The following is a 26,607-nucleotide window of genomic DNA, read 5'->3' on the forward strand; positions in this document are numbered from 1 at the left end:
GCGCGGGTGTAGCCGCCGGGCGGGGGCGAGACAAGGCGCGCGCGCCCGGCTTGCCAAGCCACGGGCGCTGGGGCAGGTTCCGCCCCGGTCACCGCGACGGGAGGATGGGCCATGATCACCACAGCCGAGGCGCGCGGCTTCGACCTGATGGCGCCGCCGCCGGGCTTCGCCGACGATCCGTTCCCGGTTTATGCCGGGCTCCTTGCCCATGCGCCCGTGCTGCGCCAGCCCGACGGTTCGGTGCTGGTGGCGCGCCACGCGGATCTCGACCGCATCTACCGGGACACGCGCCGCTTCTCGTCGGACAAGACGGTGGCGTTCGCGCCCAAGTTCGGGGAGGGCACACCGCTTTACACCCACCACACCACGTCGCTCGTCTTCAACGACCCGCCGCTGCACACCCGCGTGCGCCGGATCATGACCTCGGCGCTCACGCCGCGCGCCATCGCCCGGATGGAGCCGGGGCTTGTCGCGGTCGTGGACGCGCTGCTCGAGCGCATGGCCGAGCGGGGGCGCGGGGGTGCGGCCGTGGATCTCGTGGAGGATTACGCCAGCACGATCCCGATCCAGATCATCGGCAACCTGCTCGACGTGCCGATGGAGGAACGCGGGCCGCTGCGCGACTGGTCGCTCGCGATCCTGGGCGCGCTGGAGCCGGCCCTGTCCGAAGATCACCTCGCCCGGGGCAATGCGGCCGTGGCGGAATTCACGGCCTATCTGGAGGATCTCGTGGCGCGCCGCCGCGCCCGGCCGGGGGACCCCGAGACGGACGTGCTGACCCGTCTCATCCGGGGGGAGGGGGCGGACGGCCAGCTTTCGGAAACCGAGCTTCTGCAGAACTGCATCTTCATCCTGAACGCCGGGCACGAGACCACCACGAACCTCATCGGCAACGCGCTGGCGCTGCTTCACGATCATCCGGACCAGAAGGCGCGCCTGCTGGAGGATCCGGATCTGCTCGGCCCGGCGATCGAGGAGGTCCTGCGCTACGCGTCGCCCAATCAGCTCGGCAACCGGGAGACGACCGAAACGGTCGAGATCGGCGGCGAGACCATCGCGCCGGGCACGAACCTGCACCTCGTGATCGGTGCGGCGAACCGCGACCCCGCGCAGTTCCCCGAGCCCCACCGATTCGACATCGGCCGCACGCCCAACCGCCACCTCGCCTTCGCGGGCGGGCCGCATGTCTGCGTCGGGCTGAGCCTCGCCCGGCTCGAGGGGAAAGTCGCGGTGGGGCGGTTCCTCGCGCGGTTTCCCGGCTATCGCGTCGTTGCCGGCAGACGATCGGGCGGGCGCATCCGCTTTCGCGGCCACGCGCATCTGCCGGCGGAGCTTGCCTGACAGTTTCCGGGCGCTTGCGGCGGGCTGCCTGCCCGCCATGTCCCGCCGGTCAGCGCCTCGACGACGCCGCCCCCTCGATCACGGGCGGCCGGCGAGGCCGCCGTAGGCGCCGCCGAAGAAGATGAGCGGGGATCCCTCGCGGCTGCGGGCGCGCAGGACCTCTCCCACGTGGATCTCGTGGTCGCCGCCGTCGTGGGCCGCGCGCTTGGCGCATTCGAAACGCGCGAGACAGGCGTCGAACACCGGCACGCCCTCCGGTGTCTTGTGCCAGTCGAGAAGGTCGAAGGCATCGGCGTTCTTCGCGAAGGCCTGGCAGATCTCGTCCTGATCGGCACCGAGGACATGCACGGCGAAGTGGCCCGCGGCGTCGAAGGCCGGGAAGCGGTGGGAGCCGCGCGCCGGTGCCCAGAGGATGAGCGGCGGGTCGAGCGACAGGCTCGAGAAGCTGTTGGCCGTCATGCCGACCGGCCCGTCCGCGCCCGCGCAGGTCACGACGGTCACGCCGGTCGCGAAACGGCCCAGCGCGTCGCGGAAGTCGCGCTCCGCGCCGGCGCCCGGCACGAAATCCTGGAACTCGGCATTCGGCACTTGGCGGATCCTGTCTTGCGTCTTGGACCAATCGTCGCGCTGCGGGCTACCTAGCATCCCGGGCCGTGCTGCCAACCCCGATCCGTCAGAGCTCGAGCGGGATCGTCACCGGCCCGTCATTGACGAGGCTCACCTGCATGTCCGCGCCGAAGCGCCCGGTCGCCACGGGCACGCCCTCGGCCTGAAGAGCCGCGGCGAAGCTTTCGTAGAGGCGGCGGCCCTCCTCGGGCGGTGCGGCGGCGGAGAAACCCGGCCGGTTGCCCCGCGATGTGTCGGCCGCGAGCGTGAACTGGCTGATGACGAGCGCCGCGCCGCGGATGTCGAGGATCGAGCGGTTCATCCGTCCGTCCTCGTCGCGGAAGATGCGCAGCTTCGCCGCCTTCGCGGCGAGCTTGCGCGCCTGCTCCTCGGTGTCGCCCTCCATGGCGCAGACGAGGACCATGAGCCCGGGGCCGATCTCGCCCACGACGGCGCCGCCGACGCTCACCGACGCCTCCGAGACCCTTTGCAACACTGCCTTCATGGCGCTTCGCCTCCGTTTCGCCGCCGGGGCACGCTGCCGCGCGGGAGCGGGCGATGCAAGTCTGCGCAGGCTTGACGCCGGTCAAATACGCCGGGCGCGCGCCTTGCCAGACTTGCGCGCGCCAACATTCAAGACGGAGGAGATTCGAATGGTCGAGAAATCCAGCATGTCGGGCCTCTGGCCCTCGCTCTACGAGCCGTTTCGCAGCTTCGGCACCCGCATCGCCGAGATGCTCGCACCGGCGTCGGATGCCTCGGGCAGCGACGAGTCCTACACGATCACGATGGAACTGCCCGGCGTGTCGGAGGACGACATCGAGGTCTCGGTGGATGACGGCGTGGTGACCGTGAAGGGGGAAAAGAGGTCGGAGCGCGAGGAAAGCGGCGACACCTGGTTCTTCAGCGAGCGGCAGTACGGCAGCTTCACCCGGTCCTTCCGCCTTCCCTCGGACGCGCAGCAGGACAAGGTGGACGGCCACATGAAGGACGGTGTCCTGACCGTGACGGTGCCCCGCCGCATGACCGGCAGCGCCGGCGCGCGCCGGATCGACGTCAGGAAGGGCTGATCGCGATCAGAAGCCCTGCTCCAGCAGGTCGGGGTTCGCGGCCAGAAGAAAGCCGAGGGTCCCGGCCAGGAGCAGGCCGGCAAGCACCGCGAGGGCGATCTTCCAGGCCGACCACGGCCGCTCGCCCTGAACGCGCCCGGTCTGGCCGTTGACGACGAAGCGGTAGGTTCGCCCGCGATACTTGTAGGCGGCAAGCCAGACCGGCAGCAGGATGTGCTTGAAGGTCACGTCGCGCAGATCGGTATCGATGGCGTGGATGCGCTGCGCGTCGCCGCCGATGTCGAAGGCCACGTCGCGGCGGATCACCATGTCCATGCGGGCCCGCGCTTCCTCGAAGCCCGGGGCGAGGTCCACCTGGTAGCCCTCGGCCCGGAACCCCGCGAGGAACTCGGGGCGGTAGGGTTCGAGCGCGGCGAGGTCCCAGGGCTCGAGCGCGTCGGTGAAGGTCTTGGGCAGGGAGCGCGAGGCCAGCACCAGCACGTCGTCGAAGAACCGCGCGACGCGGCCCGAGGCGGGCCGCCAGCGGATCTTTCGGATGCGTTGCTGCACACGCTTGCCGTCCCGCATCACGGTGCGCGTCTCGTAGTAGGCGGTGCCGCGCTCGCCCCTGTAGCGGCTCGCCGTGTCGGCGTCGAAGGTCCAGAAGGGCACGTAGATGCCCTGCATCTTCCGGCCCTTTCGGGCATACTGCTTCAGCCCGCCCGGCGCGAACCAGAGCCGGCCCAGCCAGCGCGTCATCGCCTGCCGCGCCGCGCGCTCGTCGAGGGCGAAGGGCACCACGCCGTGCGGCTTGATGTGGCGGTGCATACCGGTGTCGGTGACGACGGGCGTGGCGCAGAACGGGCAGTCCCGGGCATGAAGCTCGGGGTCGAATTCCACCTGTGCGCCGCAGTTGGGGCAGGTGGTGACGCGCGTCTCTTCCATCTCCGCCTGCGGCAGCGCCCGCTCCAGCGCCGCGCGGAAGTCGAGCTCGCGGATGGCCGCGGCGCCGTCATGGGTCTCCATCGGCTCGGTGTTGCCGCAATGATCGCAGACGAGCCGGCCCGCGCGAGGCTCGAAGCGCAGGTCGGCGCCGCAGGCCTCGCAGGGGAAGCGGTGCGTCTCCAGCGGGGCCGCGGCGCGCGCGGGCGCGTCGGGCGGCGGGGGCGGTTCGGGTGCCATGGGCCTGGTGTCCGGCGGGCCGCGGGCCTCAGCTGCCTGGCGGCGGCGGGGGCATCACGGTGAAGAGCTGGGCAAGCTCGGGCACGTCCTCGGCATGCTTCCAGCCATCCTGTCCCTGGGTCCAGACGTAGCTGTTGCGGGCGAGCTCGCCCGCGACGGCCATCCGGCCAAGATCGGCGCGCGAGAAGGGGCCGCGGGTCTGCCCGTTCTCGGCGATGTGCCAGACATGCTCCACCGGCGGCGGGGGCGGCGGCGCGGCGACAGGCTGCGCGCCCTGCCCGGCGCCCGGGGCCGCGCCTCCCCATGGACCGGGTTGCGCCATCCGCGATCCCATCGCCATCCCCATTCCCGCGCCGAGACCTGCGGCCATGCCGCCGCCCGCCGGGTTGTCGGCGGCCCTTGTCATCGCCTCTGCCGCGGAGAACTCCGCGTACCGGCTCAGATCGCCCACGAGCCCCATCGAGGTGCGCTTGTCGAGCGCCTGCTCCACCGCCGGCGGCAACGAGATGTTCTCGATGTAGAGTTCCGGGATCTCGAGGCCGTATTCGACAAGCGTCGGCTGGATCTCGCGCGCGACGAGCTTGCCCAGATCGCGGGTGTTCGCCGCCATGTCGAGCACCGGGATGCCCGAGGAGGCGAGCGCGCGGCTGAACTCCTGCACGATGATGTTGCGGATCTGGAAGCTGATCTCGTCCATCGTGAACTCGCCGTCGGTGCCCACGATCTCCTGCAGGAAGCGGGCGGGGTCCGCGACGCGCACGGTGTAGGTTCCGAAGGCGCGCAGCCGCACCGGTCCGAATTCGGGATCGCGGGCGATGATCGGGTTCTTCGTGCCCCATTTCAGGTCCGAGAAGCGGGTGGTGTTGACGAAGTAGATCTCGGACTTGAAGGGCGAGCGGAAGCCGTGGTCCCAGTGCTGCAGGGAGGTCAGGACCGGCATGTTGTTGGTCTCGAGAAAATAGAGCCCCGGGGTGAACACGTCCGCGAGCTGCCCCTCGTGGACGAAGACCGCCGCCTGCCCCTCCCGCACGGTCAGCTTCGCGCCGTACTTGATCTCGTGCCCCTCGCGCTCGAAGCGCCAGACCATGGTGTCGCGGGTGTCGTCGGTCCAGTGGATGACGTCGATGAACTGGCCGGAGAGAAAGTCGAAGATCGGCATGGCCTGCCTCCTTGCTGCGCGCCGCGGAGACCATACCGCGCGGCGATGGCGAATCCAGTCTCCGCGCGCCCCGTCAGCTTTCCGGAGCGGCGTCGCGGCCCTCGAGGATGTCCCGCAGGATCGGCCGCGCCTCTTCGAGGCGCATGCCGATCTCGAGGCGCGGATCGTAGAGCAGCCGCAGGAGCTCCTCGTCATGAGTGGTGAGCAATGCGAACTCGTCGTCGTCGTTGAAGATCGAAGGACGCGCCCGAGGGCTGTCGTTGGCAAGCCCGAGGCCCTGCGCCATCTCCTCGTGGATGCAGGCAAGGCGCATCAGGTCGGGATGCTCGGCGCGGATGAAGGCGATGGCGCGGGCATAGTCGTATCCGCCCGACGTGCCCGAAAACGCCAGCACCAGGCAATGGATCGAGCGCGGCAGATCGTCGAAGATCGCCAGCGCGTCCGGCGCGATGTCGGGCACGATCCCGCGCACGCGGGCGAGCAGTTCGTCGCGGTCGTCCTCGCCCATGAACAGGACATGGAAGTTGGCGGCGCGCGGCGAACTCACCGAGATCGGATGCCCTGTCACCTGCGCCAGCCGCGCGGCGTAGCCGCGCACGGCGTTGGCGTCGCGGGTGCGTCGGGCGGGCGGCACCGAGGCGCCGAATTCCGCCGCGATGCGCACGGGCCCGGGCCAGCGCTTGAGCCGCCCGGAAACGTTCCGGCCCGGCCGCAGGCCGGCGCCGCGGGTATACTCGTCGAAGAAGGCGATACGCTCGAAGTTGCGCAGGATATCCGCGGACCCGTAGGGCGTGTCGGGGCCGCCGCCGTCGGTGCGCAGCAGGCCCTGCGCCAGAAGGTCGGCCTGCACCCTTGCGTAGTAGGCCGCGAGCTGGCGGCTCTCCGTGGCGCGCGCGGTGGGATCCCCTGCGGGGGCGGGCGGCGGGGCCAGCTCGTCCGGTCGGGCGGGCGGGGCGGCGACCGGCGGCACCGGTGCCGCATCGCATCCCGCCAGCACGACGCAAAGCGCCGCGAAGAGCGCCCGCCGCATCCCGTTCACGACTTGGGAACGGCGGTCGCCGCGGTGTCGCCCGTGCCCGTGGCGCGCGCCTTGGCGGAGGACAGCGTGTCGCGCAGCTCGGACTCCATCTTTCGAAGTTCCTGCTCGGCGGCGGCGCGGCGCGCCTTGCCCTCGTCGGCGATCTGAAGGCTCTCCTCGATCGTGCCGACCAGATCGGCGTTGGCCTTCTTGATGGCCTCGATGTCGAAGACGCCGCGCTCCATCTCCTGGCGGATCGCCTTGTTAGAGGCGCGCAGGTTCTCGGCGTTCGCCGTCAGCAATTCGTTCGTCAGGTCCGAGGCTTCCTTCACCGCGGCCGCGGCCTCGGCCGAGCGCTGGATCGTGACCGCCTGTGCGAGCTGCGTTTCCCACAGCGGCACGGTGTTCACGAGGGTGGAATTGATCTTGGTGACGAGGCTCTTGTCGTTCTCCTGCACGAGGCGGATGGAGGGCAGCGACTGCATCGTCACCTGCCGGGTGAGCTTCAGGTCATGGACCCGGCGCTCCAGGTCGTCGCGCGCCGCGCGCAGGTCGCGCAGCTCCTGCGCCTTCATCACCTGATCGTCCTCGGGCGCCGCGGCCACCGCCTTTTCCTTCTCGGGGATGTCGTTGCCGTCGAGGTCCTTCAGCTTGGCCTCGCCCGCCGCGATGTAGAGCGCGAGCTCGTCATAGAAGCCCAGGGTCTTCTCGTAGAGCATGTCGAGCGACTTGATGTCCTTCAGAAGCCGGTGCTCGTGGTGCAGAAGGTTCTCGGTGATACGGTCGATCTGGCCCTGAACGTCCTCGTAGCGCGCCGCGAACTTCGCGGCCGGGGCCGCGCGTCCGAGCAGGCGCTCCCAGAAGCTGCGCTCGCGGCGCACGTCCAGCTCGGACACCGAGAAGCCGCGGATCGTGGTGACGATGTCGCGCAGCGAATCGCCCGCCGGGCCCACGTCCTTGTTGCGCACGTCGGCCAGCATGGCCTGGCTGATCTCCTGCAATTCGGCCTGGGCGGCGGAGCCGAAGGAGACGATCGAGTTCGTGTCGGCGATGTCGATCTCGTCCATGCGGCGCCGGATCTCGCCGCTCTTGGCGGTATCGGCCTCGTCCAGGGGGACGATCTCGGACGTCTCGGCGGGATCGGGCAGCACCACGGCGTTCATCTCCTCCACAAGCGAAAGGGTCTTTTCCGCCTCCTGGCGGACGTTTTCGGACATCGGCATGGACTCACTCCTGTTGGTAGTCGGCCCGAAGGCCCTCCTGCTTGAGGCGGTCGCGCAGCACCTCGATCTCAACGCTCATGTCGGCGTGGTCATTGGCCAGCAGCTTCTCCGTGCGGGCGGCGAAATTCTGCTCCAGATCGTCGAGCAGCGCGAGGTAGTCGGCGCGCGCCCCCGCGTCGCGGCCGCGCGCATAGACCTCCGCGAACTTTACCGAGGCGTCCCGCGCGCCCATCAGGTAGACCGACAGGAACTTTCGCGCCGAGGTCAGGTCGCGGGGGTCGTTCTCGACCGTGCGGAACAGTTTCCGCGCCGTGGCGAGAAACCGCTCCACCCGCGCCTCGATCTGGCGGTCGCCGGTCCGGGCGATGGCGTCCCGCATCGCCGTGAGGTGCTTTTCGGCCTCGTCCACGGCGCGGGCCACGCGATCCTGCTGGAAGCGGTCCACGCCTTCGATTCCCTTGTCGGTGAGCGGATCGACGCCGAAGGCCGTGACGTGCAACGCCGCCCCGATCACGCCGTAAAGCAGCGCGCCCGGAAGATCCCCGTTGCCGCTGCCCGCGGCGACCGCCGTGCCGATGCCCACCAGGAGCGAGGCGGAAAGCTTGCGCGGCATCGCCGGGCGGCGGGCGACCTTGCGGTCGTGCCAGGCGGCCTCGGCGCGCAGCCCCTCGCGCGTCAGCCAGGCCGCCAGCGCCCAGAGGCTCGCGCCGATGAGCCCCAGGGCAAGCCGCTCGGGCCCGCCGCCCAGCGAGAAGACGGCCAGCACCGCGGCCGGAAGGTAGAGCAGGTTGACGCGGGCCCCGCCGGGCGCGATCCGGAATTCCGTCGCGGTGGTGGACAGGCGATGCGCGCCCTCCGTCTCCTCCGACCCCGCCTCCGGGCTGAACCGTCCGCCGTAGCGCCGCGCCATCAGCCCGCCTCCAGCAGGCCGGTGGCGGTGCCCAGCATGACCGCCATGAGAAGCAGATAGGCCATGCGCTGCACGGCGTTGAGCCGCCCGCCGGGGCGCCCCATCGCGCGCCCGGTGCGCTCCCCCGTCTCGGAGATCACAGCGACGGCGATGGCGGCCAGGGCCGTGACCACGGCCACCAGCACGAGGATTAGCACAAGTCGCGACATGATGCTCCTGCGTCAGGGTCGCGGCCACGATAGGCCATGGCGGGCTTCGGGGCCAGCCCCGGCGGCGGAGCGCCGCCCGTGCCGGAACCGCCCCTTCCGGGCTTGCGCAGACGCGTGTAACGTCCTCGTGACGGCGGCTCAGCTCCGGCGCCGGCGGCGCAGCTTCGGCTTGCCCTGGGCCGCGCTTTTCGTCTCGCCCAGACCCAGCTGGTCGCGCAGGACGCGCTGGCGCACCTCCTCCACGGCGCCCGGCTTCAGCGTGCCCAGCTGAAAGGGCCCGTAGGAGATGCGGATCAGGCGGTTCACCGTCAGGCCCACGGCCGTCATCGCGCGGCGGATCTCGCGGTTCCTGCCCTCCTTGATCGCCACGGTCAGCCACGCGTTCGCGCCCTGCTGGCGGTCGAGCGTGACGGTCATCGGCTGAAAGCGCTCGCCGTCCACGCTCAGGCCGCGCCGCAGCGGCTCGAACGTCTCGTCGGCGGGCGTGCCCTTCACGCGGACCCGGTACTTGCGCGTCCAGCCCGTCGAGGGCAGCTCGAGCCGGCGCTTGATCGCGCCGTCGTTGGTCAGCAGCAGAAGCCCTTCCGAGGTCAGGTCGAGCCGTCCGATGCTCATGACGCGGGGCATGTCCTCGGGCAGCGCGTCGAAGATCGTGGGACGGCCCTGCTCGTCGCGGGTCGTCGTCACCAGACCGGTGGGCTTGTGGTAAAGCCATAGCCTCGGCGGCTCGGGCGCCCCGACGGGCCGGCCGTCCACGGTGATCCGGTCGGCGGGCGTGACGTTGAGCGCCGCGCGCTCCACGCGGCGGCCGTTCACCGCCACGCGGCCCGCCTCGATCATGCGCTCGGCCTCGCGCCGGCTCGCCACGCCGGCCCGCGCCAGAACCTTGGCGATGCGCTCGCCCTCGGGGGTCTTCTCGCTCATGCCCCGCGCATAGGCCCCGCGCGGGCCTTGCGCAAGCGTCGCGCGGGCGGCATCAGGCGCCATGACCTTCCGTTCGCACATGGAGACCGCGCTGGCCGAGGCGCGCGCGGCGGCGGCCCGGGGCGAGGTGCCGGTGGGCGCCGTCGTCGTGGACCCGGCGGGCCGGGAGGTGGCGCGTGCCGGCAACCGGACCCGCGAACTCAGCGATCCGACCGCCCATGCCGAGATCCTCGCGCTCCGCGAAGCCTGCGCGGCGGCGGGATCCGAACGGCTGCCGGGCCATGCGCTCCACGTCACGCTGGAGCCCTGCGCGATGTGCGCGCAGGCCATCGCCTTCTCGCGTATCGCGCGGCTCTATTACGGCGCGTCTGACCCGAAGTCCGGGGGCGTGGCGCATGGGGCGCGCGTCTTCACCCACCCGCAGGCGCATCACGTGCCGGAGATCTATCCCGGCATCGCCGAGGAGGAGGCCGCGGCGCTCCTGCGCGATTTCTTCGCCGCGCGCCGCTGATCCCGGGTTCCCGTCAGCGTTTCAGATACTCCATGACGGCCGCGCGGACCGACTGCTCGCCGCGCTCGCGTGCCCCCTCGATCACCGTGCGCACCTCTCCCAGGTGCGCGCGGCGCAAGAGGTGCTTGACCGGCCCGATGGAGGCCGGGCGCATGGACAGGAGCCGGATGCCCATCGCCGCGAGGCAAAGCGCCTCCACCGGGCGGCCCGCGTCCTCGCCGCAGAAGGAAAGCGGCGTGCCCGTCTCCTCGCAGCGCCGCACGATCTGCTCGATGAAGGTCAGGAAGCTGACATTGAGCGTGTCGTAGCGCCGCCGCACCAGCTCGTTCTCACGGTCGGCGGCGAAGAAGAACTGCTTGAGGTCGTTGCCGCCGATCGAGAGGAACTCCACCTCCTCGAAGAAACGCCGCGGCGCGAAGGCGAGGCTCGGGGTCTCGAGCATCGCCCCCACGTCCAGCGAGGAGGGCAGGGGGTGCCCCAGGATGCGCTCGCGCTCCAGCGCCTTGTCCATCTCGGCGCGCGCCGCGACATATTCCTCGTATTGCGCGATGAAGGGGAACATCACCGAAAGCGGCCCGCCATTGGCGGCCCGCACCAGCGCCTGAAGCTGCATCCGCAGCACGCCCGGCTTGTCGAGGCCCACGCGGATCGCGCGCCAGCCGAGCGCCGGGTTCGGTTCGTCCACGGCCGTCATGTAGGGCAGGACCTTGTCCGAGCCGATGTCGAGCGTGCGGAACACCACGCGCTTGCCATGCGCCGCCTGCATGATCCGGGCGTAAAGCGCCGAGAGCTCCGACCGGCGCGGCATCTTGTTGCGCAGAAGGAACTGCAGCTCGGTCCGGAAAAGCCCAACGCCCTCGGCGCCCGACCCCGCGAGCGAGGGCAGGTCGGCCATGAGCCCCGCGTTCATGTGCATCCCGATCGTGGTGCCGCAAAGCGTCTCGGCGGGCTTGTCGCGGATCGAGGCGTAGCGTTCCTGCGCCTCCGCCTGCATCGCGATCTTGTCGCGGAAGGCGGCGGCGATGCTGTCGTCGGGGCGCAGGTGCACGATGCCCTGCTCGCCGTCCACGGCGATCGGATCGCCGTTGAGCGCCTCCGTGGTGATCCGCTCGGCGTGGATCACCAGCGGGATGGCGAGCGCGCGCGCGACGATGGCGGCGTGGCTGCCCACCGAGCCTTCCTCCAGCACCACGCCCCTGAGCGCGCGGCCGTAGTCCAGAAGCTCCGCGGGCCCGATATTGCGCGCGATCAGGATCGGGTCGGCCGGCATCTGCGCCCCGGTCTCCTTGCCCTGGCCGGTGAGCAGCCGCAGCAGGCGGTTCGACAGGTCGTCGAGATCGTGCAGCCGGTCGCGGAGATAATGGTCGCTCACCTGCGTGAGGCGCGCCCGTGCGGAGGACTGTTCCTTCTCGACCGCGGCCTCGGCGGACAGGCCGCTGGCCACGCTTTCTTCCATCCGCCGCAACCAGCCGGGCGAGTTGGCGAACATGCGGTAGGCCTCGAGCACCTGAAGCTGCTCGGCGTCACCGCCCGCCGCGCCGTCGAGCATCCGGTCCACCCCCACGCGCAGGCGGTCCACCGCCTCGCGCAGGCGCTCCGCCTCCCGGTCGGGATCGTCGGCAATGGGGTTGGCGACGACCACGCGCGGTTCGTGCAGCCAAACGTGACCCATCGCGACGCCTTCCTGTCCGATCGTGCCGCGCAGCGTGACCGGCTGCTGGTGGCGCGCGGTCATCGCCGCGCCTTCGCCCACGAAGGCGCCGAGCTCCGCCATCTCGGCCAGGACCATGGCCACGACCTCGAGCGCGTAGACCTCGTCGGCGGTGAAGCCGCGCGGCTCGCGCGACTGAACGACCAGCACGCCCAGCGTCTCGCCCAGCCGCTGGATCGGCACGCCGAGGAAGGAGGTGTAGGCCTCTTCGCCGGTTTCCGGCATGTAGCGGAAGCCCGGCAGGGCGGGGGCGTTCTCCGTGTTGATGATCCGGCCCGAGCGGCCGACCCGGCCCACGAGGCCCTCGCCGAGCCGCAGCCGGGTCTGGTGCACCGCCTCCGGCTTCAGCCCCTCGGTCGCGCAAAGCTCCAGCGTCTCGCGGTCGCGGAAGAGGTAGATGGAGCAGACCTCGGTGCCCATCGATTCGGCGATCAGCGTGGTGATCCTGTCGAGCCGTTCCTGACCCGCGCTCTCGCCGGCCATCGCCTCGCGCAACCGGCGCAGAAGCTTCCGGCTTTCGCTCTCGCCTCGGTCGGGCATGCCTGGCTGTCGCTCCTCGCCCCGGTCGGTCATCGTCCGGACGCCTTTAGAGCACAACCCGCGGTCGGAAAGAAACGTCTTCCTTCGCGTGCCGCGGCGCGGCGGAACGGCCGGACGACCCCGGGATCAGCGCGGCTGCCCGAGTTCGAAGGCGTCATGCAGCGCCTGCACGGCGAGTTCGGTGTATTTCCGGTCGATCAGCACGGAGATCTTGATCTCGGAGGTGGTGATGACCTTGATGTTGATCCCCTCGTCGGCCAGCACCTTGAACATCTTCGCCGCCACGCCTGACTGGCTGCGCATCCCGATTCCGACGACGGAGATCTTCGCGACCGCCTGGTTCGCGATGAGGTCGTGGAAGTTGATCTCGCCCCGCTCCTTCGCGGCCATCATCGCCTTTTCCGCGCGCAGCACCTGGTCGGTGGGCAGCGAGAAGGTCATGTCGGTGCGCCCCTCCTCGGAGATGTTCTGCACGATCATGTCCACGTTCACGCCCGCCTCGGAAAGCGGGCCGAAGATCGCCGCCGCGATGCCGGGGCGGTCGGCGACCGAGACCAGCGTCAACTGCGCCTCGTCGCGGGAATAGGCGACGCCCGAGACCACGTTCTGTTCCATGATGTCCTCCTCGTCGCACACCAGCGTGCCCGCCTCGTCCGACTGCTCGCCGAAGCTCGAGAGCACGCGCAGCTTCACCTTGTAGCGCATCGCGAGCTCGACCGAGCGGGTCTGGAGCACCTTCGCGCCGAGCGAGGCGAGTTCCAGCATTTCCTCGAAGGCGATGCGGTCGAGCTTGCGCGCCTTCTCCGAGATCCGGGGGTCGGTGGTATAGACCCCGTCCACGTCGGTAAAGATGTCGCAGCGCACCGCGCCGAAGGCGGCGGCGAAGGCCACCGCGGTCGTGTCGCTTCCGCCCCGGCCCAGCGTCGTGATGCGGCCCTCGGGGCTGACGCCCTGGAAGCCGGCGACGACGGCCACCTTCATGCCCTGCGCGAACCGGCGCGAGATGTTCTCGCTCGGGATATCCTCGATCCGCGCGGCGCCGTGGGCGGAGGTGGTCAGAACCGGCACCTGCCAGCCCTGCCAGCTGCGCGCCGGGATCTCCATCTCCTGGAGCGTGAGCGCCATCAGCCCCGCGGTCACGTTCTCGCCGGAACTCACCACCGCGTCGTATTCGCGCGCGTCGTAGAGCGGGGAGGTCTCGTTCACCCAGCCGACAAGCTCGTTGGTGCGTCCGGCCATGGCCGAGACGATCACGATGACGTCGTGCCCCTTGGCCACCTCGACGCCCACGCGCTTGGCCGCGCGGCGGATACGGTCGAGCGTGGCGACGGAGGTGCCGCCGAATTTCATCACCAGAACGGACATGGGGCCATCACCCGGTGTCGAGGTCGCCGGGCGGTGTAGGCAGTCGCGCGGGCGGGCGCAAGCGAAACCCTCCGGGCTTGTGCGGCCCGGGGCGGGGGACTACGGGACGTGGCCATGTGGCTCTACCGCGTGATCTTCGCCGTCGCGGCGTTCCCGCTCGCCGCGCTTTTCGCAGTGCGGACGCTGCGCGGGCGCGAGGACCTGGCCGCGCTCCGCGCGCGGCTCGGGGTCGCGCCCGCGGCCGGCGACCGGCGGCCCACGGTCTGGCTGCACGCCGCGTCGAACGGGGAACTTGCGTCGGTCGCGCCGCTCGTCGCGCGGCTGCGGAGGGCGCGCCCCGATCTTCGCTGGTTCGTGACGGCCAACAGCGTGACGGGCCGCGATCTCGCACGGGGCTGGGGCGTGGCGGCGGAGTGCGCGCCCCTCGATCTGCGCGGGGCGGCGCGGCGCCTGCTGCGGCGGTGGGACGTGCGGCTGCACATCGTCGTGGAGTCCGAGCTCTGGCCGAACCGCCTTTCGGCCTGCGGCGCGGCGGGCGTGCCCGTGGCGGTGCTCGGCGCGCGGATGAGCGCGCGGACGGCGCGGGGCTGGGCGCGCCTTCCGGGTCTCGCGCCCCGCGTCCTGGGGCATATCTCCTTCCTGTCGGCGCAGGACGCCCGCTCGCTCGAGCGGCTGCGCGCGCTCGGCCTGCCGGAGGCGGCCGCCGGGCCCGTGCTGGATCTCAAGGCGCTCTACACCCCGCCGCCGGGCGAACCGGACGGGGCGTTGCAAGCCGCCTTTCCGCGCGCCGGGACGTGGCTTGCGGCCTCCACCCATGACGGCGAGGAGGACATCGTGATCGCCGCCCATCTCGCGGCCCGCGCGGCGCGCCCCGGTCTGCGGCTGATCCTCGCGCCCCGCCATCCCGCGCGCGGCGACGCGGTGGCGGCCCTGCTTGCGCAAGCCGGGATCGACTTCGACCGGCGCAGTCGCGGCGAGGTCACGGGCGCCGAGGTGCTGCTTGCCGACACGATGGGCGAGATGCACCTGTGGTACGCGCTGGCCGGGACCGTTTTCGTCGGCGGATCGCTCGTGCCGAAAGGCGGGCACACGCCCTACGAACCCGCGGCCTTCGGCTGCGCCCTGCTTCACGGACCGCACCTGGAGAATTTCGCGCCCGCCTATGGCCGCATCGCGGAGGCGGGGGCGAGCCGGCGGGTCTCCGGCGCCGGGGAGCTGGCCGGGGCGCTTTCGGACCTTGCCGCGCCGGACGCGCAGACGGCGCTCGGGCAGGCGGGGGCGCAGGCGCTGGGGCACGGCGCGGACGCCGAGGCGGTGGTGGCCACCGTGCAGCACATGCTGCCCCCGGCGGCCAAGGAGAGTTGATCGCCGCGACGGCATCCTTATTTACTGGCCCGACCCGGTCGGCGAGTTGCAGCGATGATCCACTACACTCTGAAATGCGCGAACGATCACAGCTTCGACAGCTGGTTCCAATCCGCCATCGCCTTCGACAAGCTCGAGGCCGCGGGCATGGTCTGCTGCTCGGTCTGCGGATCGACGAAGGTGCAGAAGGACGTGATGTCGCCCCGCGTCGGCAAAACGACGCGACGCGCGCGCCCTGCGCCCGCGCTGAGTGCGCCCGCGCACCCGGCCGAGCCCGCGCTGCGCCGCCTCCGCGCCTTCGTCGAGGCGAACTCGGAGGATGTGGGAGAGAACTTCGTGCGGGAGGCGCGCGCGATCCACGCGGGCGATGCGCCGGAACGCGCGATCCGGGGGCAGGCGCGGCCCGCCGAGGCGCGCAAGCTCGTCGAGGACGGGGTGCCCGTGGCGCCGCTCCCCTTCCTGCCCACCCGCAAGTCGAACTGACATGGCCCGCGCGCCTCACGCCGTGATCACCGGGGCCAACCGCGGCATCGGCGCGGCCCTCGGCACCGGGCTTCGGGATGCGGGCTGGACGGTCTCTGGCACCGCGCGCGCGGGCGACGGGTTCCTGCCTCTCGACGTGCGCGATCCCGAGAGTGTCGGCGCCCTCGCGGCACGGCTGGACTCGGTGCCGGTGGACCTGCTGGTCTGCAACGCGGGCATCTACCCCGACAAGGGCGAGAGCCTCGCCGACGGCTACCCGGCCGAGATGTGGGCCGAGACCTTCGCGGTGAACGTGACGGGCGTGTTCCTCACCGCCCAGGCGCTCCTGCCCAATCTCCAGATCTCTGACGCGCCGCGGATCGCCGTGATCTCCAGCCAGATGGGCAGTTCCACGCGCGCGCCGGGCGGCAGCTACATCTACCGCGCCTCGAAGGCCGCGGCGGTGAACCTGGGGCGCAACCTGGCCACGGATCTCGCGCCGCTCGGGATCGCGGTGGGCATCTACCACCCCGGCTGGGTGCGCACCGACATGGGCGGCGCGAGGGCCGAGATCGGTGTCGAGGACGCCGCCCGCGGCCTGATCGAGAGATTCGGCGAATTGAGCGTCGCTACGACCGGACGTTTTCTGACCTGGGACGGGCGCGAGCACCCGTTTTGAGGCGCCCGGCTCAGATCTTCATGCGCAGCCGGTAGCCTGGCGCGTAGGCCAGCCGCACCCAGGTGACTGGCGCGTCCGGACCCTGGGTGGCGCGCTCCAGCACCATCACGGGCGTTCCGGGCGCGCAGCCCAGATGAGCGGCGGCATCGGCGCTGGCGGGCTCGGCGGCGTAGTCGAGCGTGCCGCGATCGAACGGTGCGTGGCGCACCAGCCACTCGTTCGCGCTGATCTCGTCGAGCGGCGCGGCGGCGAAGCCCGGCGCGGCGGCAAGGTTCACCCAGCGATCCTCGTAGGCGTAGGGCCGCCCGTCGGCGAGGTGGAGCGCGCGAACCCGCTCGGCGCGGGCGCCGGGGGCGAGCCCCAGCGCGAGGCGCGGGGCCTCGGGCACGGGCGCGGCCCCGCGCGCGATCAGCGCGTGGGCGTAGCGCGCGCCCCGTTCCTCGACCTCCTCGCGGACGATCGGAACCGACAGAAGGGCCCGGCGCTGCGGCGCCTCGGCAACGCGTGTGCCGGCGCGGCGGCGCCGCTCCAGCAGCCCCTGCTCGGCCAGCGCGCGGAGCGCGCGGTTCACCGTGGCGCGGGCATGGCCCAACTCGCGCGCGAGCGCCACCTCGCTCGGGATCAGCTCTCCGGGCAGCCACTCCCGGGTCTGGATGCGGCGCAGGGCCTCGTCGTGCACCGCGCGCCATGCCGGGCGCCGCCCGGTCGTCATAGCGCATCCCCGAGCCGGACCATCGCGCCGCGGAACCGCGCCTCGATCCGGCTCCGCGCCACGTGGGCGCCGTCGCGGACCACGTGGCGGCCTGCCGACCAGACGTCGCGCACCAGCCCGTCGCCGGCGGCGAAGATCCATGTGTCGAGCGCGGTGTCGCCGTTCCGTCCAACGAGGGCGGTGGCCTCGGTGTCGAGCGCCACGAGGTCGGCCCATTCGCCGGGCGCGATCGCGCCGCGCCCCCGCCCGAGCGCCTGCGCGGCGCCGGTCGCGGCGGCCTCCAGAAGCTGGCGCCCCGTGGATTGGCCGGGATCGGCCAGCACGGCGCGGGCGCGATCCCGCAACCGCTGGGAATATTCGAGCGCCGAAAGCTCTCCCGAGAGCGAGATCCGCAGGTTGGAATCGGAGCCTACGCCGAGACGGCCCCCCGCGGCGCGCCAGCCAGCCCCGTCGAAGATGCCGTCGCCGAGATTGGCCTCCGTCACGGGACAGAGCCCCGCGACGGCGCCGGTGCGCGCCAACCTGGCGGTTTCGTGCGGGCGCATCTGGGTGCAGTGGATCAGGCACCACCGCGCATCCACCTCCGCGTTGTCCAGAAGCCACTCGACGGGCCGCGCCCCGAGCGCCGACATGGCCTCGCTCACCTCGCCCTCCTGCTCGGCGAGGTGCATGTGCAGGGGCCCCAGCCCCACTTCGGCGATCTGCGCCAGCGCGTCCGGAGAGACGGCGCGGAGCGAATGCGGGGCAAGGCCAAGCACGGCATCCGGCCCGAGCGTCGTCATGGCCCCGGCCGCGCCCTCCACCAGCCGGGAGAAGCGGTCGGTGTCGTTGCCGAAGCGGCGCTGCCCGTCCCCCAGGGGACGCCCGTCGCAGCCGCCCTGGCTGTAGAGCACCGGCAGAAGTGTAAGGCCGATCCCGGTTTCCGCCGCCGCGGCGACGATCCGGTCGGCAAGTTCCGAGAGTCGGACGTAGGGGGCGCCGCCCGGCTGATGGTGCAGGTAATGAAACTCGCCCACGGCGGCGAAACCCGCCTCCAGCATCTCCATCTGCACCTGCGCGGCGATGGCTTCCACCTCGTCGGGGCCGAGCGCGGCGAGAAAGCGGTACATCAGCTGCCGCCAGGTCCAGAAACTGTCCTGCCCCGCGCCGCCGCGCCGCTCGGCCAGCCCGGCCATCGCGCGCTGGAAGGCATGGGAATGCAGGTTGCCCGGCGCGGGCAGCAAGAGCCCCGTGCGGTGATCGGGCGCGGCGCCGGCCGGCGCTTCGGCGAGCCGCCCGTCGGGTGCGATGGCGACGCGGATCTCGCTGGCCCAGCCCTCGGGCAGGAGCGCCTGCGCTGCGTGGATGATCGTCATCGGGGCCTCTTGACGGGGTTAATATGTACAGACATAAAATCGATAAACCCGATTTCACGAGGGTTCAATGTCCGCCTACGTCCTCACCGATGCCGTCCTCGCGACGATGAACGCGTCAGCGCCCTACGGCCTGGTGCCGAAGGCCGCGGTGGCTGTCGAAGGCGATCGCATCGCCTGGGCGGGGCCGGCCGACGCGTTGCCCCCGCCCTTCGACGGCTGGCCGGCGGAGCGGCTGGAAGGGCGTCTCGTGACGCCGGGCCTGATCGATTGCCACACGCATCTCGTCCAGGGCGGCGACCGCGCGGGGGAGTTCGAGATGCGCCTCGAAGGCGCGAGCTACGAGGAGATCGCCCGTGCCGGCGGCGGCATCGTCTCGACCGTCACCGAGACCCGCAAGGCGGACGAGGAGGCGCTGGTATCCGGTGCGCTTCGCCGTCTCGACGCGCTCATCGCCGAGGGCGTCACCACGGTGGAGGTGAAATCGGGCTACGGCCTCGACGCGGAGACCGAGCTGCGCATGCTGCGCGCGGCCCGCCGGCTGGGCGAGGCGCGAAACGTCACCGTGCGCACGAGCTTTCTGGGTGCGCACGCCGTCCCGCCCGAGCAGGCGGGCCGCGCCGACAGCTACATCGACGAGGTCTGCCTGCCCGCGCTTCGCCGGGCGGCGGAGGAGGGGCTCGCCGACGCGGTGGACGGGTTCTGCGAAAGCATCGCCTTCGACACGGCGCAGATCGCGCGCGTCTTCGATCTCGCCGCCGAGCTGGGACTGCCGGTGAAGCTCCATGCCGAGCAGCTGTCCTGGATGGGCGGGGCGCGGCTCGCCGCGTCGCGGGGCGCGCTTTCGGCCGACCACCTCGAATATGCCAACTGGGAGGACGCGGCCGAGATGGCGCGGGCGGGGACGGTCGCGGTGCTGCTGCCGGGGGCCTTCTACACGCTGGGCGAGACGCAGCTGCCGCCCGTGGGCGCGTTCCGCTCCCACCGCGTGCCGATGGCGCTCGCCACGGACTGCAACCCCGGCTCCTCGCCGCTCACCTCGCTGCTTCTGGCGCTCAACATGGGGTGCACGCTCTTCCGGATGACGCCCGAGGAGGCGCTGCGCGGCGTCACCGTTCACGCGGCCCGCGCGCTCGGCCTTGCCGATCGGGGGCGCATCGCGGCGGGCCTCCGGGCCGATCTCTGCGTCTGGGACGTGGACCGCCCGGCCGAACTCGCCTATCGCATCGGGTTCAACCCGCTCCACCGCCGGATCGTCGGGGGGCGCACATGATCCTTTCGCCCGGCGCCGTGCCCCTGGGCGATCTGGAGCGGCTCTGGCGCGAGGGCGAGGCGCCGCGGCTCGACCCGGCGGCGCGCGATCAGGTGGAGGCGGCGGCAGAGCTCGTGGCCCGGGCCGCGTCTGGAGAGGCGCCGGTCTACGGCGTGAACACCGGCTTCGGCAAGCTCGCCAGCCGGAAGATCGCGGCCGGAGACACCGCGCAGCTTCAGCGGAACCTGATCCTGTCGCATTGCGCCGGGGTCGGCGCGCCGATGCCGGAGGCCCTGGCGCGTCTGATGATGGCGCTCAAGCTCATGTCGCTCGGCCGTGGGGCTTCGGGCGTGCGGTGGGAGATCTGCGCGCTTCTGGAAGGGATGCTCGCGCGGGGCGTCACGCCGGTGGTGCCGCACCAGGGCTCCGTCGGCGCGTCGGGCGACCTCGCGCCGCTTGCGCACATGACCGCCGTGATGATCGGCGAGGGCCGCGCCTGGCACCAGGGCCGCGAGATGGCGGGCGCGGACGCGCTGGCGGCGGCGGGTCTCGCGCGGGTGGCGCTCGGCCCGAAGGAGGGGCTCGCCCTCATCAACGGCACGCAGTTTTCCACGGCCTGCGCCCTCGCCGCGCTCTTCGACGCGTTCCGCGCAGTGGAAAACTCCGCCGTGATCGCGGCGCTTTCCACCGATGCGATCATGGGCTCCACGGCGCCGCTGGTGGCGGAGATCCACAGGCTGCGAGGGCATGCCGGGCAGATCGAGGTGGCCTGCGCCATGCGCCGCCTGATGGAGGGCAGCGAGATCCGCGAGAGCCACCGCGAGGGCGACCCGCGCGTGCAGGATCCCTACTGCATCCGCTGCCAGCCGCAGGTGGCGGGCGCGGCGCTCGACGTGCTGCGGACGGCCGCGCGCACGCTCGAGATCGAGGCCAACGCGGTGACCGACAACCCGCTCGTGCTGGTCGGGGAGGGCCGCATCGTCTCGGGCGGGAACTTCCACGCGGAACCCGTGGGCTTCGCCGCCGACCAGATCGCGCTTGCCCTCGCAGAGCTCGGCAGCATCTCCCAGCGCCGCGTGGCGCTGATGGTGGACCCGGCGCTGTCCTTCGACCTGCCGCCCTTCCTCACGCCCGATCCCGGCCTGAACTCGGGGTTCATGATCGCCGAGGTCACCACCGCCGCGCTGATGAGCGAGAACAAGCACCTCGCCAACCCCTGCGTGACGGACTCGACGCCCACCTCCGCCAACCAGGAGGATCACGTGAGCATGGCCGCGCATGGCGCCTGGCGGCTCTTCCGGATGGTGCAGAACCTCTCCGTGATCCACGGCGTCGAGGCGCTTTGCGCCGCGCAGGGGATCGAGGCGCGCGCGCCGCTGCGCAGCTCCGAGACGCTGCGCGGCGTGCTGGCACGGCTTCGGCAGGACGTGCCGCCGCTCGTCGAGGATCGCTATCTCGCTCCCGACATCGAGACCGCCGCCGCGCTCGTCCGCGACGGCGCGCTGGTGGCGGCCGCGGGGCTGGAGGGCTTCCGATGATCGAGGTCGTCCAGGGGGACGGGCCGCTGGTCCTGGGACTGCCGCATACCGGCACGGACCTGCCCGAGGCGGTGGCCGCGCGGCTCAACGAACGGGGCCGGGCGCTCGCCGACACGGACTGGCACGTGCACCGTCTTTACGCGGGGCTCGCGCCCCGCGCGACGACGGTGCGCACCACCATCCATCGCTACGCCATCGACGTGAACCGCGCCCCCGACGACGCGAGCCTCTATCCCGGGCAGAACACCACCGGGCTTGTCCCGCGCACCGATTTCGACGGGAACCCGATCTGGCAGGAGGGCGCGGAACCCGGCGCGGAGGACGTGGCGCGTCTGCGGGCGGCCCACCACGCGCCCTATCACGAGGCCCTCGCGGCCGAGATCGCGCGGGTGCGGGCGCGCCACGGTGTGGCGATCCTCTACGACTGCCACTCCATCCGCTCGACCGCGCCCTTCCTCTTCGCGGGCGTTCTGCCGGATTTCAACATCGGCACCGATGACGGGCGGAGCTGCGCGACGGTGGTGGAGGAGACCGTGCGCGCGGTCTGCGACGCGGCGCCGGGCTACAGCACGGTGGTCAACGGGCGTTTCAAGGGCGGCTGGACCACCCGGCATCACGGCCGCCCGGAGACGGGGGTTCACGCGATCCAGATGGAGCTCGCGCAGTCGACCTACATGGAGGAGGCGCCGCCCTGGACCTGGCGGGCCGATCGCGCGGCGCGCCTGCGCGATCATCTGGCGCGCGTGCTCGAGGCGCTGGAGCGGCTGGCGCTCGGAGCCGCGCTCGGATGAGGCGGGGCACCGTGGATGGTTCCGGAAGGAAGCGCCGTTTGCGGCCCTTGCCGCCTTTTCCCGGCACGTCGCATCCACGCCGCGCCCCGCTTGCGACCCTTCGGCGCGCCGCCCGACCAGGAGACTGACCATGACCGATCCCCGCCACAACATCCGCGACATCTATCCCGACACCGGCCCCGAGATCAGCGCGAGGAGCTGGCAGACCGAGGCGCCGCTCAGGATGCTGATGAACAACCTGCACCCGGACGTGGCCGAGAACCCGCATGAGCTCGTCGTCTATGGCGGCATCGGGCGCGCGGCCCGCACATGGGAGGATTTCGACGCGATCGTGGCCACGCTGAAGCGGCTTGCCGAGGACGAGACGCTGCTGGTGCAGTCGGGCAAGCCGGTGGGCGTCTTCCCGACGCACCCGGACGCGCCCCGCGTGCTCATCGCCAACTCGAACCTCGTGCCCCACTGGGCGACATGGGCGCATTTCAACGAGCTCGATCGCAAGGGGCTCGCCATGTACGGCCAGATGACCGCGGGCTCCTGGATCTACATCGGCACGCAGGGCATCGTGCAGGGCACCTACGAGACCTTCGCCGAGGCCGGGCGCCAGCATTACGGCGGCGATCTGAAGGGCCGCTGGATCCTCACCGGCGGGCTCGGGGGCATGGGCGGCGCGCAGCCGCTCGCTGCCGTGATGGCCGGGGCCTGCTGCCTTGCCGTGGAATGCGACGAGACGCGCGCCGATTTCCGGCTGCGCACCCGCTATGTCGACGAAAAGGCGCATGACCTCGACGAGGCGCTCGCGATGATCGCGCGCTGGACCGCGGCCGGGAAGGCGAAGTCCGTCGCGCTCATCGGCAATGCGGCCGACGTCTTCACCGAGCTCGCCCGGCGGGACGTGCGCCCCGACATCGTGACCGACCAGACCTCGGCGCACGACCCGTTGCACGGATACCTGCCCCAGGGATGGAGCGTGGCGGAATGGCGCGCGAAACAGGAAACCGATCCCGCCGCGGTGGAGGCCGCGGCGCGCGCCTCCATGCGCAACCATGTCGCGTCGATGGTGGCGTTCTGGAACCGCGGCGTGCCGACGCTGGATTACGGCAACAACATCCGCCAGGTCGCGCAGGAGGAGGGGCTGGAAAACGCCTTCGCCTTCCCGGGCTTCGTGCCGGCCTATATCCGCCCGCTCTTCTGCCGGGGCGTGGGGCCGTTCCGCTGGTGCGCGCTCTCGGGCGATCCGGAGGACATCTACCGCACCGACGCCAAGGTGAAGGAGCTGATCGACGACCCGCACCTGCACAACTGGCTCGACATGGCGCGGGAGCGCATCTCCTTCCAGGGCCTGCCCGCGCGGATCTGCTGGGTGGGCCTCGGCCAGCGCCACAAGCTCGGCCTCGCCTTCAACGAGATGGTCGCGCGCGGCGAGCTGAAGGCGCCCGTCGTGATCGGGCGCGATCATCTCGACAGCGGGTCGGTGGCGAGCCCCAATCGCGAGACCGAGGCGATGCGGGACGGCTCGGACGCCGTGTCGGACTGGCCGCTTCTCAACGCGCTTCTCAACACGGCGAGCGGCGCCACCTGGGTCAGCCTCCATCACGGCGGCGGCGTGGGCATGGGCTTTTCCCAGCATTCGGGCATGGTGATCTGCTGCGACGGCACGGAGGAAGCGGCGCGCCGGATCGGCCGCGTGCTCTGGAACGATCCCGCGACGGGCGTGATGCGCCACGCCGACGCGGGCTACGAGGAGGCGCTGGACTGCGCGCGGGAGCACGGCCTCGACCTGCCCGGCATCCTGAAATGAGCCTCGCGCGGTTCCGCGAGGCGCAGGACCGGATCTGGCCCGCGCCGGTGGAAGAGCTTCGTGCGGGCCGCAAGGCGACGCACTGGATGTGGTTCGTCTTCCCCCAGCTTCCCGGCCTCGGCCGGTCGGAGACCGCCCGCCGCTTCGGCATCGCCGGCCTTAAGGAGGCGCGCGCCTATCTCGCCGATCCCGTGCTCGGCCCGCGGCTTCCGGAGGCCGCCGCGGCGATGCAGGCCAACGCCGGCCGCGCGCCGGAAGAGGTGCTGGGCGCGGTGGACGCGCTCAAGCTCCGCTCCTCGGCCACGCTCTTCGCCATGGCGTCGGAGGATCCCGCGCCGTTCCGCGCCCTGCTCGAGACCTTCCATGCGGGCGAGGCCTGTCCCGCGACCCGCGACATGCTGAAAGGAGAGGATCGATGACCCCGCCCGTCTACATGGACTATCTCAACCGCTTCGACGTCGAGGCGCTCGGCCTCGCCGACGAGGAGATCCTCGCGGCGGTGGAGATGGGGCTGCGGATGCAGGGCGAGGGCGCCACCGAGATCGAGCCCCGCACCCATATCCGGACGCGCGCGGGCGCCGAGGGGCATTTCAACGTTCTGCGCGGCTGGATCGGCGGGCAGGTGGACAGCGCGGGCGTCAAGGTGGTGGGCGATTTCGTCGACAACTACAAGGCGGGCCGGCCCAGCGAATACGGCCTTCTCACCCTCTACGACCCGCGGATGGGCGCGCCCAAGGCGCTGGTGGACGCGACCGGGATCACCGAGATGCGCACGGGGGCCGTCACCGCGCTCGGCGCGAAGTATCTCGGGCCCGAGAAGCCCAGGGTGCTCGGCCATGTCGGCGCGCGGGGCACCGCCTACTGGAACGTCCGGCTTCTCTGCCATCTCTTCGATTTCGAAGAGGTGCGCGTCCACTCCCGCCGCCCCGAAAGCCGCGAGGCCTTCGCGGCGCGGCTCGAGGCCGATCTCGGGCGGAAGATCACCGTCACCGAGGACTGGCGGAGCTGCCTCGAGGGCGCCGACATCATGGTGGAGGCCTCCCGGCTCTCCGAGCCCACGCCGCTTTTCCGTACCGAATGGGTGAAAAAGGGCGCGCTCGTCGTGCCTTACGGCACCATGTCGGCGGTGGAGATCACGCTCACCGACATCATGGACAAGGTGGTGATGGACGACTGGGGGCAGGCCCACGGCATCTTCGGCGCGCTCCGCGATCATGTGGACCAGGGCAAGCTCACGGCGGAGACCCTCCACGCCGAACTGGGCGAGATCGTCGCCGGGCGGAAGCCCGGGCGGGAGAGGCCGGACGAGACGATCCTCTTCTGGCATCGGGGCCTCTCGCTCTCCGACATCGCGCTGGGCCACGCCATGCTGGAAAAGGCGCGCGCCATGGGTGTGGGCCAGCGGCTGCGCTTCGCATGACGGCGGCGCCGATCGGAGAGGGGCGCGTCACGCTCGCCGCCTTCGCGGGCCTGGTCGCGGGCGGCGGGCCCGTCCGGCTGTCCCCGGCGGCGCGGGAAAGGATGTCGGCCGCGCTCGCCATCGTGGAGGCCCGCGCGGCCGGCCCCGATCCCGTCTACGGCATGAACACCGGCCTCGGCGCCAAGCTCGCCGAGCGCATCCCGGCCGAGGACATCCCTGCCTTCCAGCGCCGCTTCGTCCTGGGCCGCGCCGTGGCCGCGGGCGCGCCCCTGCCCGAGGCGACGGGCCGGGCCGTGGCGATCGCGCGGCTCGTCTCGGCGGCGAACGGGCCGGCGGCGCTGTCGCTGCCGATGGCGGATCATCTTTGCGCGCTTCTCGAGGCCGGGCTTTCGCCTGTCGTGCCCGAGTTCGGCTCGATCGGCGCGGCGGACCTCACGCAGCTCGCGGTCTGGGCGCTGGGCGCGCTAGGCGAGGGGGAGGTCTGGCGCGCAGGCGAGATCCTGCCCGCGGCGCGCGCCTTCGCCGAGGCCGGCATCGCCGCCCCACCGCTAGGGCCCAGGGACGGGCTCGCGCTCGCAAGCCATGCGGGGCTTTCGGTCGCGCTTGCCGCCGATGCCCTCGGGCGGGCGCGCACGGCGCTCGACGCGGCGAAGGCCGCGCTTCTGCTGTCTTACGCGGGCTATGACGCCAACCGCGCCATCCTCGCCCCGGAGGTGAACGCGCTGCGTCCCGCGCCGGGCCAGGCCGAGGCGGCGACCTGGCTGCGTGAGCGGCTCGTAGGCACCGCCCACGCGCCCCGCCGCATCCAGGAGGCGCTGAGCTTCCGCCAGGCGGCGCCGGTGACCGGCGCGGCCGAAGACGCGCTCGCCCGCGCCGTCGCTGTCTGGGAGGACGAGGCCAACGGCACCCCCGACAGCCCCGTTGCGCTTTCCGACGGGTCGATGGCCTCCACGCCCAATTTCCACGCCCCGGCGCTCGCGCTCGCGCTGGAGGGCGTGTCGCTCGCGATGGCCATGGCGGGGCAGGGGGCGGTGCAGCGCATGCAGCGGATGATGTCGCCCGCCCTCTCGGGCCTGCCGCGGGATCTCTCGCCCGAGGGCGGGGCCGCGGCGGGGATGGTGCCGCTTCAGAAAACGGCCGCGGCGCTCCTCGCAGAGATCCGCCGCCATGCGCAGCCCGCGATCCTCGATCCCGCGCCGGTTTCGGAGGGCGTGGAGGACATGGCCTGTCTCACCCCGCTCGCGGCGCGCAAGCTCTGCGACCAGATGCGCGCGTTCCGGCTTCTTGCCGGGGCGGAGGCGCTCGTCGCCGCGCAGGCCATCGACCTGCGCAGCGGCGGCCTCGGCGCGCCCGTGGCCCGGCTGCACGCGGCGCTGCGCGACCGCATCCCGCCGCTTGGCGCGGACCGGCCGCTCGGCCCCGATATCGACACGGCTGCCCGGACCCTCGACGCGGCCGCGGGAGAGATCTGAAATGGGGGCTAGGTCCCG

26 protein-coding genes are annotated in these 26,607 nt (G+C 71.8%); 13 read left to right on the top strand and 13 right to left on the bottom strand.

From position 1 onward, the window contains the following. Positions 1 to 111 precede the first annotated feature (111 nt). Complete coding sequence (locus AB6A69_RS04310; RefSeq protein WP_371059854.1) at positions 112 to 1,341, top strand: cytochrome P450; 1,230 nt, start codon at positions 112 to 114, stop codon at positions 1,339 to 1,341. 78 nt (positions 1,342 to 1,419) lie between these two features. Here AB6A69_RS04310 and AB6A69_RS04315 read toward each other — a convergent pair whose 3' ends face one another. Then, complete coding sequence (locus AB6A69_RS04315) at positions 1,420 to 1,929, bottom strand: flavin reductase family protein (protein ID WP_371036968.1); 510 nt, start codon at positions 1,927 to 1,929, stop codon at positions 1,420 to 1,422. An 85-nt stretch (positions 1,930 to 2,014) separates the two neighbouring features. Beyond that, positions 2,015 to 2,452 (bottom strand): D-aminoacyl-tRNA deacylase, encoded by a 438-nt coding sequence (dtd, locus tag AB6A69_RS04320; RefSeq protein ID WP_371056139.1) that lies wholly within the window; start codon positions 2,450 to 2,452, stop codon positions 2,015 to 2,017. A 148-nt stretch (positions 2,453 to 2,600) separates the two neighbouring features. Here dtd and AB6A69_RS04325 point away from each other — a divergent pair, with 148 nt between their 5' ends. Next, a complete protein-coding gene (locus AB6A69_RS04325; RefSeq protein ID WP_371036966.1) occupies positions 2,601 to 3,017 on the top strand; it encodes an Hsp20/alpha crystallin family protein in 417 nt (138 codons plus the stop codon). Positions 3,018 to 3,023: 6 nt separating this feature from the next. Here the strand turns inward: AB6A69_RS04325 and AB6A69_RS04330 are convergent, their stop codons facing one another. From AB6A69_RS04330 to AB6A69_RS04360, 7 genes are all read right to left on the bottom strand, one after another. After that, a complete protein-coding gene (locus AB6A69_RS04330) occupies positions 3,024 to 4,178 on the bottom strand; it encodes a TFIIB-type zinc finger domain-containing protein (RefSeq protein ID WP_371059855.1) in 1,155 nt (384 codons plus the stop codon). 28 nt (positions 4,179 to 4,206) lie between these two features. Then, entirely contained in the window at positions 4,207 to 5,337 is a 1,131-nt protein-coding gene (locus tag AB6A69_RS04335) for an SPFH domain-containing protein (RefSeq protein WP_371059856.1), read from the bottom strand. Between the two features lie 73 nt (positions 5,338 to 5,410). After that, a complete protein-coding gene (locus AB6A69_RS04340) occupies positions 5,411 to 6,367 on the bottom strand; it encodes a DUF2927 domain-containing protein (protein WP_371060039.1) in 957 nt (318 codons plus the stop codon). A gap of 5 nt (positions 6,368 to 6,372) precedes the next feature. After that, the gene (locus tag AB6A69_RS04345; protein WP_371060040.1) at positions 6,373 to 7,572 is read right to left on the bottom strand and encodes a toxic anion resistance protein; all 1,200 of its coding nucleotides are present in this window, start codon (positions 7,570 to 7,572) and stop codon (positions 6,373 to 6,375) included. A gap of 10 nt (positions 7,573 to 7,582) precedes the next feature. Continuing rightward, a complete protein-coding gene (locus AB6A69_RS04350; RefSeq protein WP_371059858.1) occupies positions 7,583 to 8,488 on the bottom strand; it encodes a 5-bromo-4-chloroindolyl phosphate hydrolysis family protein in 906 nt (301 codons plus the stop codon). Then, a complete protein-coding gene (locus AB6A69_RS04355; RefSeq protein ID WP_371059859.1) occupies positions 8,488 to 8,697 on the bottom strand; it encodes a hypothetical protein in 210 nt (69 codons plus the stop codon). Before AB6A69_RS04355 ends, AB6A69_RS04350 begins: the two co-directional genes overlap by 1 nt. A 138-nt stretch (positions 8,698 to 8,835) precedes the next feature. Continuing rightward, a complete protein-coding gene (locus AB6A69_RS04360) occupies positions 8,836 to 9,621 on the bottom strand; it encodes a pseudouridine synthase (RefSeq protein ID WP_371059861.1) in 786 nt (261 codons plus the stop codon). Positions 9,622 to 9,682: 61 nt separating this feature from the next. Between AB6A69_RS04360 and AB6A69_RS04365 the strand changes: the two genes are divergently transcribed. Further along, complete coding sequence (locus AB6A69_RS04365; protein ID WP_371059862.1) at positions 9,683 to 10,132, top strand: nucleoside deaminase; 450 nt, start codon at positions 9,683 to 9,685, stop codon at positions 10,130 to 10,132. A gap of 13 nt (positions 10,133 to 10,145) precedes the next feature. Here AB6A69_RS04365 and ptsP read toward each other — a convergent pair whose 3' ends face one another. Both ptsP and AB6A69_RS04375 read right to left on the bottom strand, forming a co-directional pair. Then, positions 10,146 to 12,383, bottom strand: a complete 2,238-nt coding sequence (gene ptsP, locus AB6A69_RS04370) for a phosphoenolpyruvate--protein phosphotransferase (RefSeq protein WP_371059864.1) — start codon at positions 12,381 to 12,383, stop codon at positions 10,146 to 10,148. Between the two features lie 126 nt (positions 12,384 to 12,509). Beyond that, positions 12,510 to 13,748, bottom strand: a complete 1,239-nt coding sequence (locus tag AB6A69_RS04375; RefSeq protein ID WP_371059865.1) for an aspartate kinase — start codon at positions 13,746 to 13,748, stop codon at positions 12,510 to 12,512. Between the two features lie 114 nt (positions 13,749 to 13,862). On the opposite strand from AB6A69_RS04375, the gene AB6A69_RS04380 reads away from it, so the two are divergent. Genes AB6A69_RS04380 through AB6A69_RS04390 form a run of 3 tightly spaced genes read left to right on the top strand, consistent with a single transcriptional unit; the run spans position 13,863 to position 16,254 of the window. After that, positions 13,863 to 15,113 (top strand): 3-deoxy-D-manno-octulosonic acid transferase, encoded by a 1,251-nt coding sequence (locus AB6A69_RS04380; RefSeq protein WP_371060041.1) that lies wholly within the window; start codon positions 13,863 to 13,865, stop codon positions 15,111 to 15,113. A 54-nt stretch (positions 15,114 to 15,167) separates the two neighbouring features. Next, the gene (locus tag AB6A69_RS04385; RefSeq protein WP_371059866.1) at positions 15,168 to 15,596 is read left to right on the top strand and encodes a DUF1178 family protein; all 429 of its coding nucleotides are present in this window, start codon (positions 15,168 to 15,170) and stop codon (positions 15,594 to 15,596) included. 1 nt (position 15,597) lies between these two features. Continuing rightward, complete coding sequence (locus AB6A69_RS04390) at positions 15,598 to 16,254, top strand: SDR family NAD(P)-dependent oxidoreductase (RefSeq protein ID WP_371059868.1); 657 nt, start codon at positions 15,598 to 15,600, stop codon at positions 16,252 to 16,254. Positions 16,255 to 16,264: 10 nt separating this feature from the next. Here the strand turns inward: AB6A69_RS04390 and AB6A69_RS04395 are convergent, their stop codons facing one another. Beyond that, entirely contained in the window at positions 16,265 to 16,966 is a 702-nt protein-coding gene (locus AB6A69_RS04395; RefSeq protein WP_371059869.1) for a GntR family transcriptional regulator, read from the bottom strand. Further along, positions 16,963 to 18,321: a formimidoylglutamate deiminase gene (locus AB6A69_RS04400; protein WP_371059871.1), complete on the bottom strand. Its 1,359-nt coding sequence runs from the start codon at positions 18,319 to 18,321 to the stop codon at positions 16,963 to 16,965. The genes AB6A69_RS04395 and AB6A69_RS04400 overlap by 4 nt, the downstream gene beginning before the upstream one ends. A gap of 67 nt (positions 18,322 to 18,388) precedes the next feature. On the opposite strand from AB6A69_RS04400, the gene hutI reads away from it, so the two are divergent. From hutI to AB6A69_RS04435, 7 genes are all read left to right on the top strand, one after another. Continuing rightward, a complete protein-coding gene (gene hutI / locus AB6A69_RS04405) occupies positions 18,389 to 19,591 on the top strand; it encodes an imidazolonepropionase (RefSeq protein ID WP_371059872.1) in 1,203 nt (400 codons plus the stop codon). Further along, entirely contained in the window at positions 19,588 to 21,108 is a 1,521-nt protein-coding gene (gene hutH / locus AB6A69_RS04410; protein WP_371059873.1) for a histidine ammonia-lyase, read from the top strand. The genes hutI and hutH overlap by 4 nt, the downstream gene beginning before the upstream one ends. Then, entirely contained in the window at positions 21,105 to 21,899 is a 795-nt protein-coding gene (hutG, locus tag AB6A69_RS04415; RefSeq protein ID WP_371059874.1) for an N-formylglutamate deformylase, read from the top strand. Before hutH ends, hutG begins: the two co-directional genes overlap by 4 nt. Before the next feature lie 130 nt (positions 21,900 to 22,029). After that, positions 22,030 to 23,697 carry a urocanate hydratase gene (gene hutU / locus AB6A69_RS04420; protein ID WP_371059875.1) on the top strand — a complete coding sequence of 556 codons (1,668 nt, stop codon included), beginning with the start codon at positions 22,030 to 22,032 and terminating at the stop codon, positions 23,695 to 23,697. Beyond that, a complete protein-coding gene (locus AB6A69_RS04425; protein WP_371059876.1) occupies positions 23,694 to 24,116 on the top strand; it encodes a DUF1810 domain-containing protein in 423 nt (140 codons plus the stop codon). The genes hutU and AB6A69_RS04425 overlap by 4 nt, the downstream gene beginning before the upstream one ends. Continuing rightward, the gene (locus AB6A69_RS04430) at positions 24,113 to 25,117 is read left to right on the top strand and encodes an ornithine cyclodeaminase family protein (RefSeq protein ID WP_371059877.1); all 1,005 of its coding nucleotides are present in this window, start codon (positions 24,113 to 24,115) and stop codon (positions 25,115 to 25,117) included. The genes AB6A69_RS04425 and AB6A69_RS04430 overlap by 4 nt, the downstream gene beginning before the upstream one ends. Continuing rightward, the gene (locus AB6A69_RS04435; RefSeq protein ID WP_371059878.1) at positions 25,114 to 26,589 is read left to right on the top strand and encodes an aromatic amino acid lyase; all 1,476 of its coding nucleotides are present in this window, start codon (positions 25,114 to 25,116) and stop codon (positions 26,587 to 26,589) included. Before AB6A69_RS04430 ends, AB6A69_RS04435 begins: the two co-directional genes overlap by 4 nt. The last annotated feature ends 18 nt before the right edge of the window (positions 26,590 to 26,607 follow it).

Source organism: Rhodosalinus sp. 5P4, from assembly GCF_041365695.1.
Lineage (GTDB): Bacteria > Pseudomonadota > Alphaproteobacteria > Rhodobacterales > Rhodobacteraceae > Rhodosalinus.

Excerpts from the sequence above, each read along its gene's own strand:
- AB6A69_RS04310 (WP_371059854.1), top strand. The coding sequence starts at position 112 with ATGATCACCACAGCCGAGGCGCGCGGCTTCGACCTGATGGCGCCGCCG.
- dtd (WP_371056139.1), bottom strand. The coding sequence starts at position 2,452 with ATGAAGGCAGTGTTGCAAAGGGTCTCGGAGGCGTCGGTGAGCGTCGGC.
- AB6A69_RS04325 (WP_371036966.1), top strand. The coding sequence starts at position 2,601 with ATGGTCGAGAAATCCAGCATGTCGGGCCTCTGGCCCTCGCTCTACGAG.
- AB6A69_RS04330 (WP_371059855.1), bottom strand. The coding sequence starts at position 4,178 with ATGGCACCCGAACCGCCCCCGCCGCCCGACGCGCCCGCGCGCGCCGCG.
- AB6A69_RS04335 (WP_371059856.1), bottom strand. The coding sequence starts at position 5,337 with ATGCCGATCTTCGACTTTCTCTCCGGCCAGTTCATCGACGTCATCCAC.
- AB6A69_RS04340 (WP_371060039.1), bottom strand. The coding sequence starts at position 6,367 with ATGCGGCGGGCGCTCTTCGCGGCGCTTTGCGTCGTGCTGGCGGGATGC.
- AB6A69_RS04345 (WP_371060040.1), bottom strand. The coding sequence starts at position 7,572 with ATGTCCGAAAACGTCCGCCAGGAGGCGGAAAAGACCCTTTCGCTTGTG.
- AB6A69_RS04350 (WP_371059858.1), bottom strand. The coding sequence starts at position 8,488 with ATGGCGCGGCGCTACGGCGGACGGTTCAGCCCGGAGGCGGGGTCGGAG.
- AB6A69_RS04355 (WP_371059859.1), bottom strand. The coding sequence starts at position 8,697 with ATGTCGCGACTTGTGCTAATCCTCGTGCTGGTGGCCGTGGTCACGGCC.
- AB6A69_RS04360 (WP_371059861.1), bottom strand. The coding sequence starts at position 9,621 with ATGAGCGAGAAGACCCCCGAGGGCGAGCGCATCGCCAAGGTTCTGGCG.
- AB6A69_RS04365 (WP_371059862.1), top strand. The coding sequence starts at position 9,683 with ATGACCTTCCGTTCGCACATGGAGACCGCGCTGGCCGAGGCGCGCGCG.
- ptsP (WP_371059864.1), bottom strand. The coding sequence starts at position 12,383 with ATGCCCGACCGAGGCGAGAGCGAAAGCCGGAAGCTTCTGCGCCGGTTG.
- AB6A69_RS04375 (WP_371059865.1), bottom strand. The coding sequence starts at position 13,748 with ATGTCCGTTCTGGTGATGAAATTCGGCGGCACCTCCGTCGCCACGCTC.
- AB6A69_RS04380 (WP_371060041.1), top strand. The coding sequence starts at position 13,863 with ATGTGGCTCTACCGCGTGATCTTCGCCGTCGCGGCGTTCCCGCTCGCC.
- AB6A69_RS04385 (WP_371059866.1), top strand. The coding sequence starts at position 15,168 with ATGATCCACTACACTCTGAAATGCGCGAACGATCACAGCTTCGACAGC.
- AB6A69_RS04390 (WP_371059868.1), top strand. The coding sequence starts at position 15,598 with ATGGCCCGCGCGCCTCACGCCGTGATCACCGGGGCCAACCGCGGCATC.
- AB6A69_RS04395 (WP_371059869.1), bottom strand. The coding sequence starts at position 16,966 with ATGACGACCGGGCGGCGCCCGGCATGGCGCGCGGTGCACGACGAGGCC.
- AB6A69_RS04400 (WP_371059871.1), bottom strand. The coding sequence starts at position 18,321 with ATGACGATCATCCACGCAGCGCAGGCGCTCCTGCCCGAGGGCTGGGCC.
- hutI (WP_371059872.1), top strand. The coding sequence starts at position 18,389 with ATGTCCGCCTACGTCCTCACCGATGCCGTCCTCGCGACGATGAACGCG.
- hutH (WP_371059873.1), top strand. The coding sequence starts at position 19,588 with ATGATCCTTTCGCCCGGCGCCGTGCCCCTGGGCGATCTGGAGCGGCTC.
- hutG (WP_371059874.1), top strand. The coding sequence starts at position 21,105 with ATGATCGAGGTCGTCCAGGGGGACGGGCCGCTGGTCCTGGGACTGCCG.
- hutU (WP_371059875.1), top strand. The coding sequence starts at position 22,030 with ATGACCGATCCCCGCCACAACATCCGCGACATCTATCCCGACACCGGC.
- AB6A69_RS04425 (WP_371059876.1), top strand. The coding sequence starts at position 23,694 with ATGAGCCTCGCGCGGTTCCGCGAGGCGCAGGACCGGATCTGGCCCGCG.
- AB6A69_RS04430 (WP_371059877.1), top strand. The coding sequence starts at position 24,113 with ATGACCCCGCCCGTCTACATGGACTATCTCAACCGCTTCGACGTCGAG.
- AB6A69_RS04435 (WP_371059878.1), top strand. The coding sequence starts at position 25,114 with ATGACGGCGGCGCCGATCGGAGAGGGGCGCGTCACGCTCGCCGCCTTC.